Here is a 16,696-nt window from a genome sequence, read left to right on the forward strand (position 1 = left end):
TGCAGTCGCATTGCAATCTGCCTGTGCCGCTTTTACGATGCGAGTGCATTGTAATCCTGCTCGAGGAGGACCATGCCCATCCGGACGACGCGCCACGGTGCGGTGGAGATCGCTTACGAGACGTTCGGATCGCCGGATGGCGAACCGCTACTGCTGATCATGGGTACGGCCCTGCAGATGGTGATGTGGCCCGACGACCTGTGCGCCATGCTGGCCGATCGCGGATTCGCCGTGGCCAGGTTCGACAACCGCGACGCCGGCCTGTCGACCCACTTCTCCGAGTCCGGGCGGCCGGGCCTGGCCAAGGACTGGTTCAGGGCCGGCAGAGCGGCGGCGTACCGGCTGGAGGACATGTCCGACGACGCCGTCGCGGTGATGGACGCGCTCGGCTGGAGCAGCGCGCACCTCTTCGGGGCGTCGCTGGGCGGCGCCATCGCCCAGCTCACCGCGCTCCGGCACCCCGAGAGGGTGCGCACCCTCACGGTCTCCTCCAGCTACGCCGGCTACAGGCGCGGCAGGGTGAACATGTCCACCGTGCTCAGGCTGATGCTCAGCCAGGGTCTCAGGAGGTACCCCGCCGGGCGGGAGGGGGCCGTCCAGCGCGTCGTCGACGCGATGCGCATCCTCGGATCGCCCGGCTATCCGCTCGACGAGGCATGGTGGCGGCACGCCGCGGGAGTGTCCTACGAGCGCGACTCCGGCGCCGCGGGCGGGGAGATGCGCCAGTCCGCCGCGGCCGGGGCGACCGGTGATCTGCTGCCTCGGCTGGCCACGATAGACGTGCCCACCCTGGTCATCCACGGCGAGGACGATCCCATGATCCGGCCGCGCGCGGCCAAGGAGATCGCGGCCGCCGTTCCCGGCGCCCGCCTCGTCCTCTATCCGGGCATGGGCCACAACCTTCCGCGCGAGCTCTGGCCCGCCATAGCCGACGAGCTCTGCGCTCTGGCCGGCCGTACGCTGCCGGCCCCCGACTGAGAAGCGGGCGATCCCCTGAGGTGATCAGCGGGCCGGGCGGCTACTACGGTCGCGATCTCCACCGCGCTGGGCGACCGCCCGCGCGGAAGAGGGGTCGAGGCCCGCCGCCGAACCAGGTCCGGTCAGCGGCCATCTAAGGAACCATGACGGCAGACGCGCTGCGCCCGGGGGACCCGGTGATGCTGGGCCGCTATCGGCTGGCCGGCAGACTCGGCTCGGGCGGCCAGGGCGTCGTCTACGAGGGCTACGACGAGGTGGCCAACCGCGTGGCGGTCAAGGTCCTGCACGCCTACCTGTCCGGCGACTCCCCGCTGCGCCGCCGCTTCACCCGGGAGGTCACGGCGGCACGGCAGGTGGCGTCGTTCTGCACGGCCCGGATCCTGGATCACGACCTCGATGGCGAACGCCCCTACATCGTCACCGAGTTCGTCCCCGGTCCGAGCCTGCGCGCCGCGGTGCGGGAGGAGGCACCGCTCTCGGGTGACCCGCTGCACCGGCTGGCGGTGGGCATCGCCACCGCGCTGGCCGCCATCCACCAGGCGGACGTGGTGCACCGCGATCTCAAGCCGGAGAACGTCCTGCTGGGGCCCGACGGGCCACGCGTGATCGACTTCGGCGTCGCCCGGGCCGCGGGTTTGTCGTTGACCTCGATGGGGGAGCTGGCGGGCACCCCGACGTACATGGCGCCGGAGCTGTTCTCCGGAGGACGCGCCGAGCCGGCGGCCGACGTGTTCGCCTGGGGCGCGGTGGTCCTGTTCGCCGCGACCGGACGCGACGCGTTCACCGCCCCGACGACGTTCGCGGTCATCAACCGGCTGCTCAATTACGACCCCGACGTCGATGTCCTGCCGGAAAGGCTGCGGGAGCTGGTTCGCGCCGCTCTGACGAAGGACCCGGCGGCGCGGCCGTCCGCGGAGCGCCTGCTGCTGGCGCTGCTCGCCGGTGGTGGTGACGACGGCGGCGGTGGTGGAGACGGCGGTGGTGGAGACGGCGGCGGTCGCGCGACGCTGGCCGAGGGCGCCAAGGCCGCCGCCGACGTACGGCCGCCCGGCGCGCCGGGCGACGAGCCGACGCTCGGCGCGGTGGCCGAGCAGTGCTACGCCGGGCTGCCGCCGTCCGAGCGCCAGGTGGCGCGCGACCTGCTGCTGCGCCTGGTGGACGTCCGCGACAGCGACGAGGCGCCGCGCGCCGCCGCCCTCGACGAGCTGGTCGAGGTGCGGCACGCCGAGCGGGTGCTCGCCGCGTTCGAGCAGGCCAAGGTGGTCCGCCGCCAGGGAGACGCGGTCGCCATCGGGAACGCCGCTCTGCTGTACGCCTGGCCCAGGCTCCACGAATGGGTGACGGTCGACCGCGAGGCGCTCGGCCGGCACCGCGAGCTGGGCGAGTCCGCCCGGCGATGGGCGCGGAACGGCCGCCGCCCGGAGGACCTCCTCCGCGGCACCGCACTGCGCCAGGCGCTGGAATGGACGGCCGCCACGCACTTGACGCTGAACACCACCGAGCAGACGTTCGTCGAGGTGAGCAGGACCGCCTCGGTGCGGCAGACCAGACGGCGCCGCCTGAGCACCATCGGTCTGGTGGTCCTGCTCGTCGCCTCGCTCACCGCCGGCGCCCTCGCCTGGCGGGAGTCGGTCAGGAGCGACGAGGCCGGCAGGCACCTGGCCGACGCGCGGGCACAGGCCACGGCCCGGCGGGTGGCCCTGCAGGCGGACGCACTGCGCGGGATCGACCCGGTGAAGGCGATGCTGCTCAGCGTGGCCGCCTACCGCATCGCGCCGGTCCCCGAGAGCGCGTCCGCGGTGCTGAGCTCGCTCGCCCAGCGGGAGCAGTCGGTCTTCACGGATCCCGCCCCGGCCAACGAGGGACGGGCGCTGAGCCCCGACGGACGGACGCTGGTCAGCGCCGGCGCCGGGCGGGTGACGGCCTACGACGTGGTGACGGGACGGCAGGTCAGGACCTTCGGCGGGATCGGCGAGGCGCCCGTCACCGCCGCGATGGGCCCTGACGGTGACACGCTGGCGCTCGCGCGGGGCAGACAGCTGGAACTGTGGAGCCTGCGGACCGGCAAGCGGCTGGGCGGGGGCCGGTGGGGGCCGGAGGAGATGAAAGGCGACGACGGCCGCCCGGAAAGCATGGAATTCAGCCCCGGCGGGGGCTACATCGTCCTACGGGACAACCTCGGCGGGCCGTACGTCGCGCTGTGGAACGTGGCACGGGGGGCGCTGGAGAACGAGGGCGGGGCGGGCGACGCGCGGCTCGCACCGGACGACCGCTTCGGCATCGTCAACGGAGCACTGCGGGAGTTCCCCGACGGGGGAACTCCGGCGGGCAAGCGTCTTCCCCGCGCCCTGGCGGGGCCGGTCCTCGCCTTCAGCCCCGACGGTGAGCTGGCCGTCGTGCAGGGGACCAGAACGCGGCTGTGGAACCTGTCCACCGGCACGTGGGACCGGCGGGTCCTCCCCGGGCTCTCCACCGGCGCCGTCTTCAGCCCCGACGGCCGCTTCCTGATCACCTTCGTGGACGCCGCGGGTGGGCGCCTCACGCTGTGGCGGCTGGACGACGCGGTCCCGATCCTCCGGCTCACCGCCGCCTCCGGGATCGTCGGATCCCCGCGGCTCGATGCCGGGAATCGCAGGCTGAGCATCCTGGACGACGCCGGCCGGGTGACCGTCTACGACGTCAGCCGGCTGACCGGTCCCCGGCGTGTCCTGTCTCCCGATGCTTCGCACCCGCGGTTCACCGCCTCGGGAGACGCGCTGTTCGCCCTGACGGGCGACACGGTGCGCGCATGGTCGGTCCCCGGCTTCACACAGGCCGGGCGGCTCGACGTCGCCGGAAAAGGGCTGATCCTGCGGGTCGGCCCCGACGGACGCACCGTGGTCACCATCCCCGCACACGACCTCCTGGGCCCCGTACGACTCTGGGACGCGAAGTCCGGGCGCGAACTGGGCGAGGTGCCCGTGACCTCGGAGCACGAGAGGGCGGACATGCAGGTGAGCCCCGACGGCCGCCTGCTCGCCATCAGTCACGCCCTGCCCGGCGACTACTACGGCCAGGGCAGCGTCGTCATCGTCGACCTCGCGCGGCGTGAGCGGGTGATGCGGTTCGGCGCCGTCGCGGGAGGCGCCCTGTCCTTCAGCTCCGACAGCAGGTTCCTCGTGACGGCTGATCAAGGGGGCGTCGACGTCATCGACCTCGTCGCCCGTAGGGTGCTTCCGCCACAGGAAGGTCCCGGGACGCTCGCGAAAAGGTGGATGACGCTGGCGCCGAAAGGCCGGCTGGGCGCCTCGCCGTACGGGAGCAGGGCAGTGGCCCTGTGGGACACCCGCACCTGGCGTACGACGGGCCGGGTGCTCCGGGTGCCGGGAGACGTGGTGGGGGCCGAGTTCTCGCCCGACGGACGGATCCTGGCCGTCGCGCACGACACCAGGGTGACGCTGTTCGACGCGGTCGCGGGCCGCCAGCTCGGCGCCGGCTGGACCGTGAGCACCGGCACGTTCGATCCGAATGCGATGGCCGGTCCCATGCCCGCGCTCGCTTTCACGGCCGACGGCGCACTCCTCCGCGTGGTCGGGCAGGACGGCGCGTTCCAGGAGCTGCCGGTCGACCCCGCGAAAGCCGTCCCTGCCGTGTGCGCGCGGGCGGGGCGTCCGCTCGCCCGGGAGGAGTGGCGCGAGCACGTGGGAACGGACCCGGGCTACCAGGAGGTCTGTCGCGCTTAGATCAAGAAACAGGCAACCCCCGCCCTACGACCGGGCGATTCGCGGGTTGAACCGAGGCGAGGGTGATTACGTGGTGTGAGGCATGAGACTACGAATGATCCTGCTTATGGCGGTGACGGCGCTGACCGCGGCCTGTGGAGGAGTGGAACCTGACACGTCGGCGGCCGCGGCTGACGACGGGCCGGCGAAGCCGGTCGCCTCGTGGGGCGCGGAAGGCGGATTCGTGACCGCGACCATGAACGTGCTGCGTCCGCCGAGGGTGGTGCTGTACGGCGACGGCCTGGTGATCGCCGACGCGAGCAAGCAGCTGACGCTCCCCGATGCCGAGACGGGCGAGGTGGTCGCGCGGATGCGGGAGTACCTGGGTGGGCAGCCGCCGACTGCCGCGCCGAAGCCGGGTGCGCCGTCGGTGACGGACGTGCCGGACACCGTCCTCGCCGTACGGGGGGAGGACGGGAAGATGCTGGAGGTCCGGGTCCCGGCTCTGGAACAGCTCGCGGACTTCTACCCGAAGCAGCTGCTGGACGCGAAGAAGCTGATGGACGACCTGGGAACCCGGGCCGCCGCGGAGGGCGCCGACTATGTCGCCGGCCGTGTCCGGCTGGTCGCCGACGAGGCCCCGTCGGCGGAGGGCGAGCCGTCGCCGTGGCCCGAGGGCGTTCCGGAGCCTTCGGGCGTGGTGGACCCGGTCTGGCAGAAGGACGTCGAGGGGGAGACGGCGAGTGCCGTCACCAAGGCGGTTCCCGCCGGGCAGGAGTATGGCCGGTCGCTCTTCAGGACCGGATCGGGGACCGTCTTCGTGCTGTCCTGGCGGTACCTGCTGCCCGGCGAACAGTGACGGGCCGTCCCGGCGCGGCGCCGAAAGGACGGTTCCCCGCACCCGGGGCGCCTGCGGTGTGTCATGGGGTGCGCCGGGCCTGATGATCCGCCGGTGGCGGTGGTGGCCACCGCGCCGGCGACCGTCCCAATGAATCCAGAAATGCGACATTTGTCAGGTTTATTCGCTCGTTCACGTTCACGACACACGTGCGAGGCGGACCGTTTCACCTGCCCTGATTTCTATGATCGGCACGCTTGAACCATTGAAACGGTAGAAACATGACGCGCAGCAGCGCACCACGCACATCCACCTGGCCCGGCGCCATCACCGCCGTCGCACTCGCGGCCGGCGCGGTCATCGGCGCCCCGGCCTCCCCGGCCTCGGCGGCCGGCGAGGATCGGCCGGCCTTCCTCGGCAGGACCCTGTACACCGGCGAGTTCCACGCGCACACCTCCGTGAGCGACGGCGTCCGGCTGCCGTCCGACGCCTACGACCATGTCCACGACGAGACCGACGCGGACTTCTTCGCGGTCACCGAGCACGACGTCATGTGGGACATCCGCAACGGCGACGACTTCGTCGAGGACTGGCGGGACGCCGACTCCGCCGAGTGGCGTTACCTCCACGAGAGCGCCGCCCGATTCAACGCGGGACAGGACGACCTGATCGCCGTTCCGTCGATCGAGAACACCTGGTACGACGGCACCGGCCACATCAACGTGTTCGGCACCGACTGGCACGTGACGGCGCGGGCGACCGAGAATGGCAGCGTCGACGGCTACGGCAACGCGTTCGGCACCGGCGACATGAAGTACGACTACTTCACGTTCCTGGCCCGTCTGAAGCAGGACCCGGACGCGATCGGCCAGTTCAACCATCCGTCCACCAAGGACAAGGGCGACTTCTTCGGCTTCAAGGGCCTCGACCCCGTCGCCGACGACCGGATGGACCTCATCGAGGTGAAGTCCGCCGACGCGGTGGGCGAGTTCCAGAAGGCGCTGGACGCCGGCTGGCACCTGGCCCCGACGTGGAACGGCGACGAGCACTCCGCGACCTGGGTGTCGGGGAACCCGTCGATCACCGGAGTATGGGCCAAGGAGCACTCCCTCGACGCGTTGTACGCGGCGATGCGGGACCGCAGCCTCTACTCCACTGGCGACACCAACGCGGTCCTCGGGTTCGGCGGCAATGGAAAACTCATGGGCTCGATCCTGCCGGGCGACACCACCGGCCTGGACGTCGAGCTCCGCCTCGCCGACCCGGACGCCGGGGACTCCTTCACCTCCGCGCGCCTCATCACGAACGGCGGCGCCGTCGCCCACGACTTCGGCGCGATCAGCGGCAACGACCTCACGCTGAAGACGAAGCTGAACGTCCGGGACGGCGACTTCTACTACGTCCGCGCCGACCAGGCCGACGGCAACTTCCTGGTCTCCGCGCCGATCTGGATCGGGAAGACCACCCGCGGCGCGAACTACGCCCCGAAGATCACCGTCCCGGGCGACTTCCCCGCCACGGCGCGGTACGGCGACACGGTCACGCTGCCCCTGGCGACGGCCACCGACGACTCCGGGACCCGACCGGCGGTGACCTACGAGGTGTTCGACTCCGCGGGCGAGGTGCCGGTCTCCGGCGGCGCCTTCCGCATCCGCTCGTACGACGACGCGTTCGTGGTCGTCAAGGCGACGGACGACCTCGGCAACACCAACGCCGAGCTGCTGCGCGTCCGGGTCTCCCAGACGGAGCCGGACCCCGCGGGCGTCTTCCGCTTCGGCAGTAACGCGACCGTGGGCGACAAGCCCGGCTCCGCCGGTGTCGCGGTCACCACCGACCGCGCCGTCGAGCGGGTCTACGCGCAGGTCCTGCCCGAGGGCTCGGACGACTGGTCCACGGCCGAGGTGCTCACGTCCACGAACGACCGGCCGTACGAGGTGAACACGGTCGGCAACGACGAGCCGGTCTACCAGCACTCCATCACGGGCCAGACCCTGCGCTCGCACGAGTTCCGGCTGACCGGGCTGAAGGTCGGCACGACCTACCGGTTCCGGTTCGGCGTGGCCCGCGACGGCCGCGCGCCCGCCGCCGGCGACACGCCGGCCTGGACCGGCGTACGCGGCGGGTTCCGCGCCGGCGGCGCCAAGGGCGAGCCGGTCTACATCTTGGGCGACGTGCAGGTGCCCGACGGCGACGCCGACGAGCTCACCCTGCCGGGGCGGGTGCTCGACCGGCTGAAGAGCCAGGTGCCGGGCGGCGGCACGGTGCTCCAGGTCGGCGACCTCGTGGACCGCGGCGGCCGGGGCGAGAAGTGGGCCGAGATCCACAACGCCTTCCTGTCCAGGCTCGACCTGCAGTACGCGGGCCTGGCCGGCAACCACGAGACCTACGAGGACCTCGACTACGACGCGGTCGGCGGGCAGCCGGGTGCGATCTTCACCAACACGTTCGCGCTGCCGGGCAACGGCGTGATCGGCGAGAGCAACTACTCCTTCGACCGCGGCGACGTCCACTTCTCCGTGCTGAACTCCAACGCGCGCCTCGACGAGCAGCTCGACTGGCTGGTCGACGACGTGCGCGCCTCGGACGCGACGTGGAACGTCGTCGTGGGGCACTTCTCCTACTACGGCGGCCAGCACGCCGACGACGGCGGCATGGACATCGACCGCGACAAGGTCACGCGCGTGCTAGACCGGCTCGGCGTCGACCTGTACGTCGGCGGGCACGACCACGTCTACAAGCGGTCCACGATCTACGACGGGCGCCTGGCCACCACCCGCGTGGAGGAGGCCGCGGGCACCACGTTCGTGACCATGGGGTCGTCCGGCCCGAAGTTCTACGACAACCAGAAGTTCTGGTGGGACGACAAGGTCTTCGACGAGAACGTCCAGATGGGCGGCGTCCTGACGGTGACCGACGCCGGACTGCGGCTGTCGACGTACACGATCGACGGGCGCCTGGTCGACGAGGTGACGGTCGCCAAACCGCACGGCTCCTGGAAGGTCTCCTCTGCCGAGATCGAGGACCGTGAGCTGAAGGGCGTGGGTCTGCTGTCCTCCCCGGGCAGCCTGGACAAGGTCGCCGTCATGGCCGCGACGTACGACAACGCGCAGCAGCGGATGCTCGACGTGCGCAGCGTCGACGTCACGCTCGACCACCGCGGGCGCGAGCAGTACGTGCGGTTCGGCACGCCGCTGCCGGTGGCCCCGAGCTCCACGGTCAAGCTCTTCACATGGGACTCACTAGGGTCGGGGAAGCCGCTCCGGCCTGCCGTGACCCTGCGCGAGGGCCTGGCAGGTGAGGGCAGCGAGCAGTCGCCGTACCTGATCGACTCGCCCGACGACCTGGCCAAGGTCGACAACGACCCGGCCGGGCACTACCGGCTGACCGCCGACCTGAACCTGACCGGCCTGGCCCGCGCCCAGATGGGCCGCACGACCACCTTCACGGGCGTCTTCGACGGCGACGGGCACCGGATCTCCGGGCTGGCCGCCCTGCCCGATCAGGGGCCGGGCCTGTTCGCCGACAACCAGGGCACCATCGAGGACCTGGTGGTCCAGGGCGACGTCACCACCGACCGTTCCACCGCCGGCCTGGTCGCCGACGCCAACCACGGCACGATTGAGCGCGTCCGCGTCGAGGGCTCGCTGACCGCGAACAGCTACGTCGGAGGCATCACCGGCCACCACTTCGGCACCGTACGCGACAGTGTCTCCACGGTGGACGTGCGCGCCACGACCCAGTACGCCGGCGGGGTCGTCGGCGTCTCGGTCGGCGGGTCGGTCACCGAGAACGTGCTGGCCACCGGGGCCGTCGTCGCGAACGGCGCGTCCGCGGGCGGTGTGGCCGCCTACGGCTACACCGACACCCGGGTGCGCCACACGGTCGCGCTGAACGCGAACGTCTCCGCGTCGAGCTACGCGCACGCCATCGTCGGCCGCGTCTACACCGGGCAGACCGCGACGCTCGAGGACAACCACGTCAGCCGGTCCGTGCCGGTCAGCGGGCAGTCGCTGACCGGTCCGCCCGCGGCCGACAACCAGAAGGGCAACGTGGTCGCGCCCGCGGAGATCCAGAGGCAGGCCTTCTACGAGGAGCGTGGCTGGGACTTCGCGACCGTCTGGCAGTGGAACGACGTCGCCAGACGCCCGACCCTGCGGATGGCGCCCGAGACGCTCGAACCGGTCCCGGCCCCCGGGCTGCCGGCCGACGAGCGCGGCTTCTACAAGGTCGGCAGCGCCGAGGACCTGGCCTTGATGGGCAAGCACCCGTCCTACGACTACGTGCTCGCCGCCGACATCGACCTGACCGGCACGCCGTTCACCAGCCTGCCGGGGCCGTTCACGGGCGAACTCGACGGCGCGGGCCACACGATCAAGGGCCTGACCTCCACCACCGGTGGTCTGTTCACCCAGATCTCCGGGCACGTCCACGACCTCGCGGTCCTCGACGCCACGGTGGACACCACCATCGCTCGCGCCGGCATCCTGGCCGGCAGCAGCACCGGCACCGTCGAGCGCGTGCAGGTGTCCGGGTCCGTGACCGCGGGCTCGCGCGCGGGTGGTCTCGTCGGCGATTCGCAGGGCATCGTGCGCGACGCCTATTCCGCCGCGAACGTGCACGTACGCGGCACCGAGGCGGGCGGTGTGATCGGCGTGGCCCTGGCCGGCTCCACCACGGAGCGAGTCTTCGCCACCGGCTCCGTCACCGCGGACAGCCGCAACGACGGCGGCGTGGCCGGCTACGGCTACACCGGCACGACCATCCGCGACTCGATCGCGCTCAACCCGGCGGTGACGGCGCCGTCCTGGGCGCATCGCTTCCTGGGCCGGGTGCTGGCGAACAACGTCGCCATGCTGAGCAACAACTGGGCGGCCGAGACCGTCGAGGCGAAGTCACAGACCGAGACCGCGATCGGTCCGGTCACGCTGAACGGCGCCACCGCGACCCGGGACGAGGTCGCCACCCAGGCGTTCTGGACGGGCAAGCTCGGCTTCGACTTCGAGCGCGTCTGGCAGTGGGACGCCGGCCTGGGCCGGCCGGTGCTGCGCGGCATGGCCGCACCCGGGGCGCCGGCGACGCCCACCGCCGAGGCGGCGGCCGGATCGGGGGTCGCACCGGAGACCAGCGCCGAGGCCGGGGCGGCGCGGACCGTCGCGCCCGCCGGCGCACCCACCACGGCGTCCACTGCCGCGGTTCCGGCGGCGGCCCAGGTCGTCGAGACCGGCGGCATCCGCCATGAGGCGGTCGTGAACGACGACGGCACCGTCACCGTGACGGTGTCCGCCGGGACCGCGGCGGCGGCCGAGCAGCTGTCGTTCCTCCTGCTGGAGGCCGGCGCCTCGACGTCGGCTCCGGCCGAGGGCGACATCGCCTACCTCGGAGAGGCAGCTCTCGACGAGCAGGGCGACGCGACGCTGACCGTGCTCCCGGACCGGGCGGACGGGACGACCCTCGCGCTCAACACCTCGGGCGACACGCCGCGCCACGTCGCCTCGCTCCTCCCGGGCACGCCCGGAACCCCGGCGATGAGGGTGCTCGACGACACCGTCACCGCCACGGTCAAGACGAAGGGGAACGCCCCCGCCCAGGTGACGATCACCCTGGTCTGCGCGGGTGCGGACAAGTGCCGGGAGCAGGTCGCCGTCTCCCATGACGGCCAGGTGCTCGACACCAAGAAGGTCACGCTCCAGCCCGGCAGGACCAGGGATCTGAAGCTCGGCCTCCGGGACGAGGCCCGAGCCGCCCTCCTCGCCGGCAGGCCGGTCACCCTGGACGTACGGATCGGCGCGGCCCCGGCGGTCCGGGTGACCGTCACTCCGTGACGTACCGGCCGGAGACGTGCCAGACGCTCCGGTGATCCGAACGCATGGCGCCCGCGGCCCCGGCCTCGGGCGCCATCGCTGTAACGGAACAGTCACTCATTGTCTACTGTCACCCAAAGTGACCTCTCGGCAGCATGGAGTCCCCCGAAGAACGGAGACGGATGTGGCCAGTGAGTTCCAGCGGAAGAAGGTCAGCGGAGTTTTCCGGGCGATGGACGTGGACGGCGACGGCCGGCTGACCGAGTCCGACTTCCAGGCGCTCGCCTGCCGCTGGACGGCCGTCGCCGGATCCGCCGATCCGGAGCGGCTCGCCTCCGTCATGACCGGCTGGTGGCCGGTGCTCCGGGCCGCCTCCGGCCGGGACGGCGGCGACGCCGTCACCATCGACGAGGTGCTCCTCGTCGTGGAAGGCCTCGGCGACCGGGCGGACGCCGTCTCCGCCACCGCCGACGCGATGTTCGAGGCCGTCGACATCGACGGGGACGGGCTGATCTCCCGTTCGGAGTACGGCGCGCTCATCGAGACGTGGAACGGGACGCCGACGGCGATCGACGAGGTCTTCCCCCGCCTGGACCTGGACGGCGACGGCCACCTCACCCGCGACGAGTTCCGCACCCACTGGACGGAGTTCTGGGCGGGGGACGACCCGGACGCTCCCGGGACCTACGTCTTCGGCGCACTGGTGGAGTGACGACGGCACCGCCGCGGACGCGGCGCGAGGGGACGGGTCAGCTCGCGGCCGACAGTGCGGCGATCTTGGCGGGGTTCATCAGCCACAGCACCTGGTCGATGCCCTCGTCGGAGGCGTTGACGGTGAGGACCGTGAACAACTCGCCGTCGCGGCGCAGCAGAGCGGCGGACTGCCCGTTCACGTCGGCCCATTCCACCTCGACCCCGGCCCAGAACCGGTCCGCGAACGCTCTGACGTACTTCGCGACCCGGAACGCGCCGATCACGGGGATGCGCGAGGCCCGGACGGCGCCACCGCCGTCGGAGTAACTGATGGCATCCGTCGCGAGGAGGTCCTCCAGCGCGGCCAGGTCGCCGGAGCGGGCGGCGGTCACGAAGGCGGTGAGCAGCCTGCGCTGCTCGGCCCGGGTCACCGGCGCCCGGCGCTCGGAGACGATGTGTTTGCGCGCCCTGCTGACGAGTTGCCGCACCGCGACCTCACTCGTCTCGATGATCTCGGCGATCTGCCGGTAGGGATAGTCGAACGCTTCTCGCAGCACGTAGGCCGCGCGTTCGGTGGGCGAGAGTTTCTCCAGCAGGAGCAGGACCGCGAAGCCGAGGGCTTCGCCCCGCTCGGCGCCGAGGTGAGGGTCGTCACCGGTGTCGACGGGTTCGGGCAGCCACGGTCCGACGTACGTCTCGCGGCGCACCCGAGCGGACTGCAGGGTGTTGATGGCGAGGCGCGTGGTCACCGTCGCCAGGAACGCCGCCGGGTCGGCCACGATGCCGCGGTCGTACGCCTGCCAGCGCAGCCAGACGTCCTGCAACAGGTCTTCCGCCTCGGTGGAACTGCCGAGGATCCGGTACGCGATTCCGAACAGGCGTGGCCGCACGCTCTCGAAGGCGGCCGCCGCCTGGTCGAGGTCTTCGGTCCCGCTGCGATGGCTCCCCGCACCGACATCCACCATGGTCATGGCCCCGTTCCTCCGGCGGACGGACCTCTACAGCTTTCCACCTGCCCGTCCGGAGGCTTCGGCGGGGGATCGGCGATCGGGGCCGATCCTTCTCGGAATCGCCGTCGTATGGATCGATCTCCACGGGCATTCTCGTACGCCTTCGTTTTTTCGGTGGATTTGACGGGAGGGTGATTGACCGCTTGTCGCTTCCCGTGAGTCGTGGGGCCGGAGGTGAGGCCGGTGTTTATCGATCCCGGGCGCGGGGATGGTCGGCGTCGTAATCGCCCAATTCGGGCGAAATCGACGGATCCAGGAGGCTGACATGACTGGATACCTGCCGTATCGCGATTCCACTCCCGCCGCCCGTATCGGGGGCGTACGCGGCTGGCAGGCGGACATTCTCCGCGGCGAGTCGTAGCTGAGTGAATCGAGGTACTGCGGCGCGTATGGGCCGCAGTGCCTCGACATATCACACGACGTATCGGGGGACGTCCATGGCGCGATTGTTCTACCCTGCCGCCCGGCGCGACGACGTGGTGGAGAATCTGTTCGGAAATCCCGTGCCCGATCCCTATCGCTGGCTGGAAGACGGCGATGACGCGCGCGTGCGGGAGTGGGTCGCGGCCCAGGATCGTCTCTTCCGCGCCCACCGCGAGCAATGGCGTGACAAGGAATCCTGGGCGTCCCTGGTGGACGAGGTGTCCTCCTTCGGCGTGTCGGAGCCCCCGATGGTGCGGGGTCCGGTCATGTTCCTCGCCGAGCAGCGGCGCGGGGACGAACAGCGGCGCCTGCTCGTCGTCGACGCCGGAGGCAGGCGGGTGCTGGTCGACCCGATGGAGGCCGATCCGTCCGGCCACACCGGGCTGTACGCCTGGTGGCCGTCCCGTGAGGGCGAACGGGTGGCCGTGCAGATGGAGGTCGCCGAGCAGCCCGGCAGCGACCTCATCGTGCTGGACGTGCGCACCGGTGAGATCGTGGACGGCCCCTTGCCGCGCGCCCGCAACACCTCGGTCGCCTGGCTGCCGGGAGGGGACGCGTTCTACTACGTCAGCCGTGTTCCCGACGAGGAGCTGGCCTCCGGCGACCTGCGGCTGCACCGGCGCGTGCGGTTGCACCGGATCGGCACACCCTGGCAGGCCGACACGGTGGTGTTCGGCGGCGAGGACGCGCCCGACCACTACTACGGGCTCACGGTCAGCCCCGACGGCCGTCGTCTGGCCGTCACCGCGGCGGCCGGGCCCGCCCCGCGCAACGACGTGTACGTGGCCGAACTCGCCGATCCGGAAGCTCCGCGCTTCGTCAGGGTCGTGGACGGAGACGCCGTACACGCGCGGGTCCTCCCGCGCTTCCTCGCGGACGGCCGCCTGCTGCTTGTCACCGACTACCAGGCTCCGTGCGGCCGCGTCTGCCTGGCGGACCGGCATGATGCCGGCCCGGCCGCCTGGCGCACGCTGGTGCCCGAAGATCCCGAGGCTCCCCTGGACGAGTGCGTGGTCCTGGACGGCCCGGCGCTCGCGCGGCCGCTCCTGCTGGTGGCGCGCGCCCGTCACGGCACCTCCACGCTGACACTGCACGACCTGGCCGACGGCCGGCCGCTCGCCGATCTGCCCCTTCCCGGCGCGGGCATCGTGTCGTCCCTGCGGACGAGCGTCCCGCACGGGCACCGCGCGTGGTTCAGCTACTGCGACGCAGGCACGCCCCCGACCATCTACCGGTACGACGCCGTCCGGGGGAGGACGGAACGGGAAGCCGGTGCGGCGACGGCCGGGCAGACGTCGGCGATCCACAGCCGCCGGGTCCGCTACCGGGCCGGTGACGGCACCGCGATAACGCTCTTCCTGTTCACCGCGGACGAGGAGGACCGGGGCCCCCGTCCCACCCTCCTGTACGGCTACGGCAGCTTCGGCATGCCGATGCGCCCGTGGTTCTTCCCTCTGGCGGCCGCATGGGTCGGCGCCGGCGGGACGTACGCGGTCGCCTGCGTGCGCGGCGGCGGCGAGGAAGGCCAGCGCTGGCACGACGCCGGTCGCGGGCCGCACAAACACCGCGCGGTCGGCGACTTCGTCGACGCCGCGGCCTGGCTCATCGAGACCGGCGCGACCACCGCCGGCCAGCTGGCGATATACGGCCAGTCAGCCGGGGGTCTCCTGGTCACCGCCGCCGCCATGCGGCGGCCGGACCTGTACGCCGCGGTCGTCGCCGAAGGCCCGCTGTGCGACATGGTGCGCTACGAGCGGTTCGGCCTGGGATGCACCTGGACCGACGAGTTCGGCAGCGCCTCCCGGCCCGAACAGCTCCAGTGGCTGCTCGGGTACTCGCCCTACCACCACGTCACGCCCGGCGTCCGCTATCCCGCGTTCCTGCTCACCGGCGCGGTGACCGATCTGCAGACCGGAGAGGCCCATGTCACCAAGATGTGCGCGGCCCTCCAGCATGCCACCAGCGGTGGCCGGCCGATTCTCATGCGCAGGGAACCCGACACCGCCCACGCCGCCTCGCCCGCGAGCAAGGAGCGCGCCCTGACCGCGGACATCCTGGCCTTCGCCGGTGAGCACACCGGCCTGTCACCGGCATGGGCGGCCGTACGTCTTCACGAGACGGCCGCGGAACGGTGAGGAACCCGCTCCGGGCGGCTGCCGGCCTTACGGCGGCGCCGGGCGGCGACAGCCGCGACGACGAGCCCGCAGACGACGAGAAGGACGAGCAGCAGCGCCCACGGCGGGGTCCACGTGTGCGTGGTGCTCTCGACGGCGGCGAGCGGGGCGACCGAGCCGGCCGCGTCGGTGAGCAGCGGGACGAGGGTGACCGTCCCCGTCAGTCTCAGCGCGGGAGTCACCTCGTGGACCGGTACGGAGACCTTCCAGGTGTCGCCCGGGAGCAACTGGGGCGAATCGTCGACGTGCGTCGCTCGGCCGCCCCAGCGCCCGAAGGGCCCGGAGAGGGACACCGTCTGCCGGGCGGCGAGGACGGCGTTGCCGGTGTTGCGGATCGTGTACGTGACGGTGGCGTCGCCCTTCCCCAGCGGATTGGGCGTGCCCGAATAGCCGACGTGCAGGTTCTCGACCGACAGGCTCGGCTTCAGCTCTCCGCCCACGCGCAGACGGATCCGGATGCCGAGGCGGCGCCCGTCCGCCGCGCCGGCCGCGGCCGGTGAGGTGACGACGCCGCCCATGTACTCGCCGGGCTCGGCGTCCCGCGGAAGAGCGACCGTGAACGGCACCTCGGCCGACTCGCCGGGCGGGACCGTCACGTCGGGGCGGTCCGTGCGGACCCACGCACCCACCCCGGCCGGCTTCGCGTCCCTGCCGCGCAGGTCGAGCCGGCCCTGCTCGGTGGTGAACCCGTCCGCGGCGTACACGGCCAGGTGGAGAGGGGTGGTGCCGTGGTTGGCGATCACGATGCCGTCCCGGAGCCGCCCGCCCGGGTTCAGGGTGTAGCTGTAGTTCCGCCGGCCGGATCCGAAGTCGCCGGAGGCGGTGGTGACCGTCCAGGGGGTCTCGCCGTCCGCCGCCGCCGCGGGGGCCGCCCCCACGTCGAGGAGGCCGAGCGTGGCGAGCAGCACCACGGCGACGGCCCGGGCGAGGAAGCCGGCCGCGGTTGTCGCGGGCGGTCTTAGCGGGTGCATCTGATTGGTCCTCGGTGGTCTCTTGGGCGGGGACGGGCGACGTGCCGTGGGGCGGGCGTCATGGCGACGCCCACCCCACAGCCGATCGGGGCGAGAGGCCCCCATCA

Annotated in this window: 8 protein-coding genes; 6 read left to right on the forward strand and 2 right to left on the reverse strand. The window is 72.0% G+C overall.

What is annotated here, in order from left to right; all coding sequences use genetic code 11:
* The first annotated feature begins 72 nt into the window (after positions 1 to 72).
* The 5 genes from ACWEQG_RS28840 (at position 73) to ACWEQG_RS28860 (ending at position 12,030) form a co-directional block, all read left to right on the forward strand.
* Positions 73 to 978 carry an alpha/beta fold hydrolase gene (locus ACWEQG_RS28840; protein ID WP_452289459.1) on the forward strand — a complete coding sequence of 302 codons (906 nt, stop codon included), beginning with the start codon at positions 73 to 75 and terminating at the stop codon, positions 976 to 978.
* Between the two features lie 143 nt (positions 979 to 1,121).
* Positions 1,122 to 4,700 (forward strand): WD40 repeat domain-containing serine/threonine protein kinase, encoded by a 3,579-nt coding sequence (locus ACWEQG_RS28845; protein WP_452289460.1) that lies wholly within the window; start codon positions 1,122 to 1,124, stop codon positions 4,698 to 4,700.
* 94 nt (positions 4,701 to 4,794) lie between these two features.
* Positions 4,795 to 5,538: a hypothetical protein gene (locus tag ACWEQG_RS28850; RefSeq protein ID WP_452289462.1), complete on the forward strand. Its 744-nt coding sequence runs from the start codon at positions 4,795 to 4,797 to the stop codon at positions 5,536 to 5,538.
* A gap of 260 nt (positions 5,539 to 5,798) precedes the next feature.
* A complete protein-coding gene (locus ACWEQG_RS28855; protein ID WP_452289464.1) occupies positions 5,799 to 11,339 on the forward strand; it encodes a metallophosphoesterase in 5,541 nt (1,846 codons plus the stop codon).
* A 163-nt stretch (positions 11,340 to 11,502) separates the two neighbouring features.
* Positions 11,503 to 12,030: an EF-hand domain-containing protein gene (locus ACWEQG_RS28860; RefSeq protein WP_452289465.1), complete on the forward strand. Its 528-nt coding sequence runs from the start codon at positions 11,503 to 11,505 to the stop codon at positions 12,028 to 12,030.
* A 37-nt stretch (positions 12,031 to 12,067) separates the two neighbouring features.
* Here the strand turns inward: ACWEQG_RS28860 and ACWEQG_RS28865 are convergent, their stop codons facing one another.
* Positions 12,068 to 12,982, reverse strand: a complete 915-nt coding sequence (locus ACWEQG_RS28865; protein WP_452289467.1) for an RNA polymerase sigma-70 factor — start codon at positions 12,980 to 12,982, stop codon at positions 12,068 to 12,070.
* Between the two features lie 476 nt (positions 12,983 to 13,458).
* Between ACWEQG_RS28865 and ACWEQG_RS28870 the strand changes: the two genes are divergently transcribed.
* On the forward strand, positions 13,459 to 15,579 hold the full coding sequence (locus ACWEQG_RS28870) for a prolyl oligopeptidase family serine peptidase (protein WP_452289468.1): 2,121 nt from the start codon (positions 13,459 to 13,461) through the stop codon (positions 15,577 to 15,579).
* Here ACWEQG_RS28870 and ACWEQG_RS28875 read toward each other — a convergent pair.
* Positions 15,555 to 16,589, reverse strand: a complete 1,035-nt coding sequence (locus ACWEQG_RS28875) for a hypothetical protein (protein ID WP_452289470.1) — start codon at positions 16,587 to 16,589, stop codon at positions 15,555 to 15,557. The two genes, ACWEQG_RS28870 and ACWEQG_RS28875, sit on opposite strands and share 25 nt — an antisense overlap.
* Between the last annotated feature and the right edge of the window lie 107 nt (positions 16,590 to 16,696).

The sequence above is a fragment of the Microbispora sp. NPDC004025 genome (assembly GCF_053604425.1).

Bases quoted from the DNA above. Each gene is read 5' to 3' on its own strand.
- ACWEQG_RS28840 (WP_452289459.1), top strand. From the start codon at position 73: ATGCCCATCCGGACGACGCGCCACGGTGCGGTGGAGATCGCTTACGAG.
- ACWEQG_RS28845 (WP_452289460.1), top strand. From the start codon at position 1,122: ATGACGGCAGACGCGCTGCGCCCGGGGGACCCGGTGATGCTGGGCCGC.
- ACWEQG_RS28850 (WP_452289462.1), top strand. From the start codon at position 4,795: ATGATCCTGCTTATGGCGGTGACGGCGCTGACCGCGGCCTGTGGAGGA.
- ACWEQG_RS28855 (WP_452289464.1), top strand. From the start codon at position 5,799: ATGACGCGCAGCAGCGCACCACGCACATCCACCTGGCCCGGCGCCATC.
- ACWEQG_RS28865 (WP_452289467.1), bottom strand. From the start codon at position 12,982: ATGACCATGGTGGATGTCGGTGCGGGGAGCCATCGCAGCGGGACCGAA.
- ACWEQG_RS28870 (WP_452289468.1), top strand. From the start codon at position 13,459: ATGGCGCGATTGTTCTACCCTGCCGCCCGGCGCGACGACGTGGTGGAG.
- ACWEQG_RS28875 (WP_452289470.1), bottom strand. From the start codon at position 16,589: ATGCACCCGCTAAGACCGCCCGCGACAACCGCGGCCGGCTTCCTCGCC.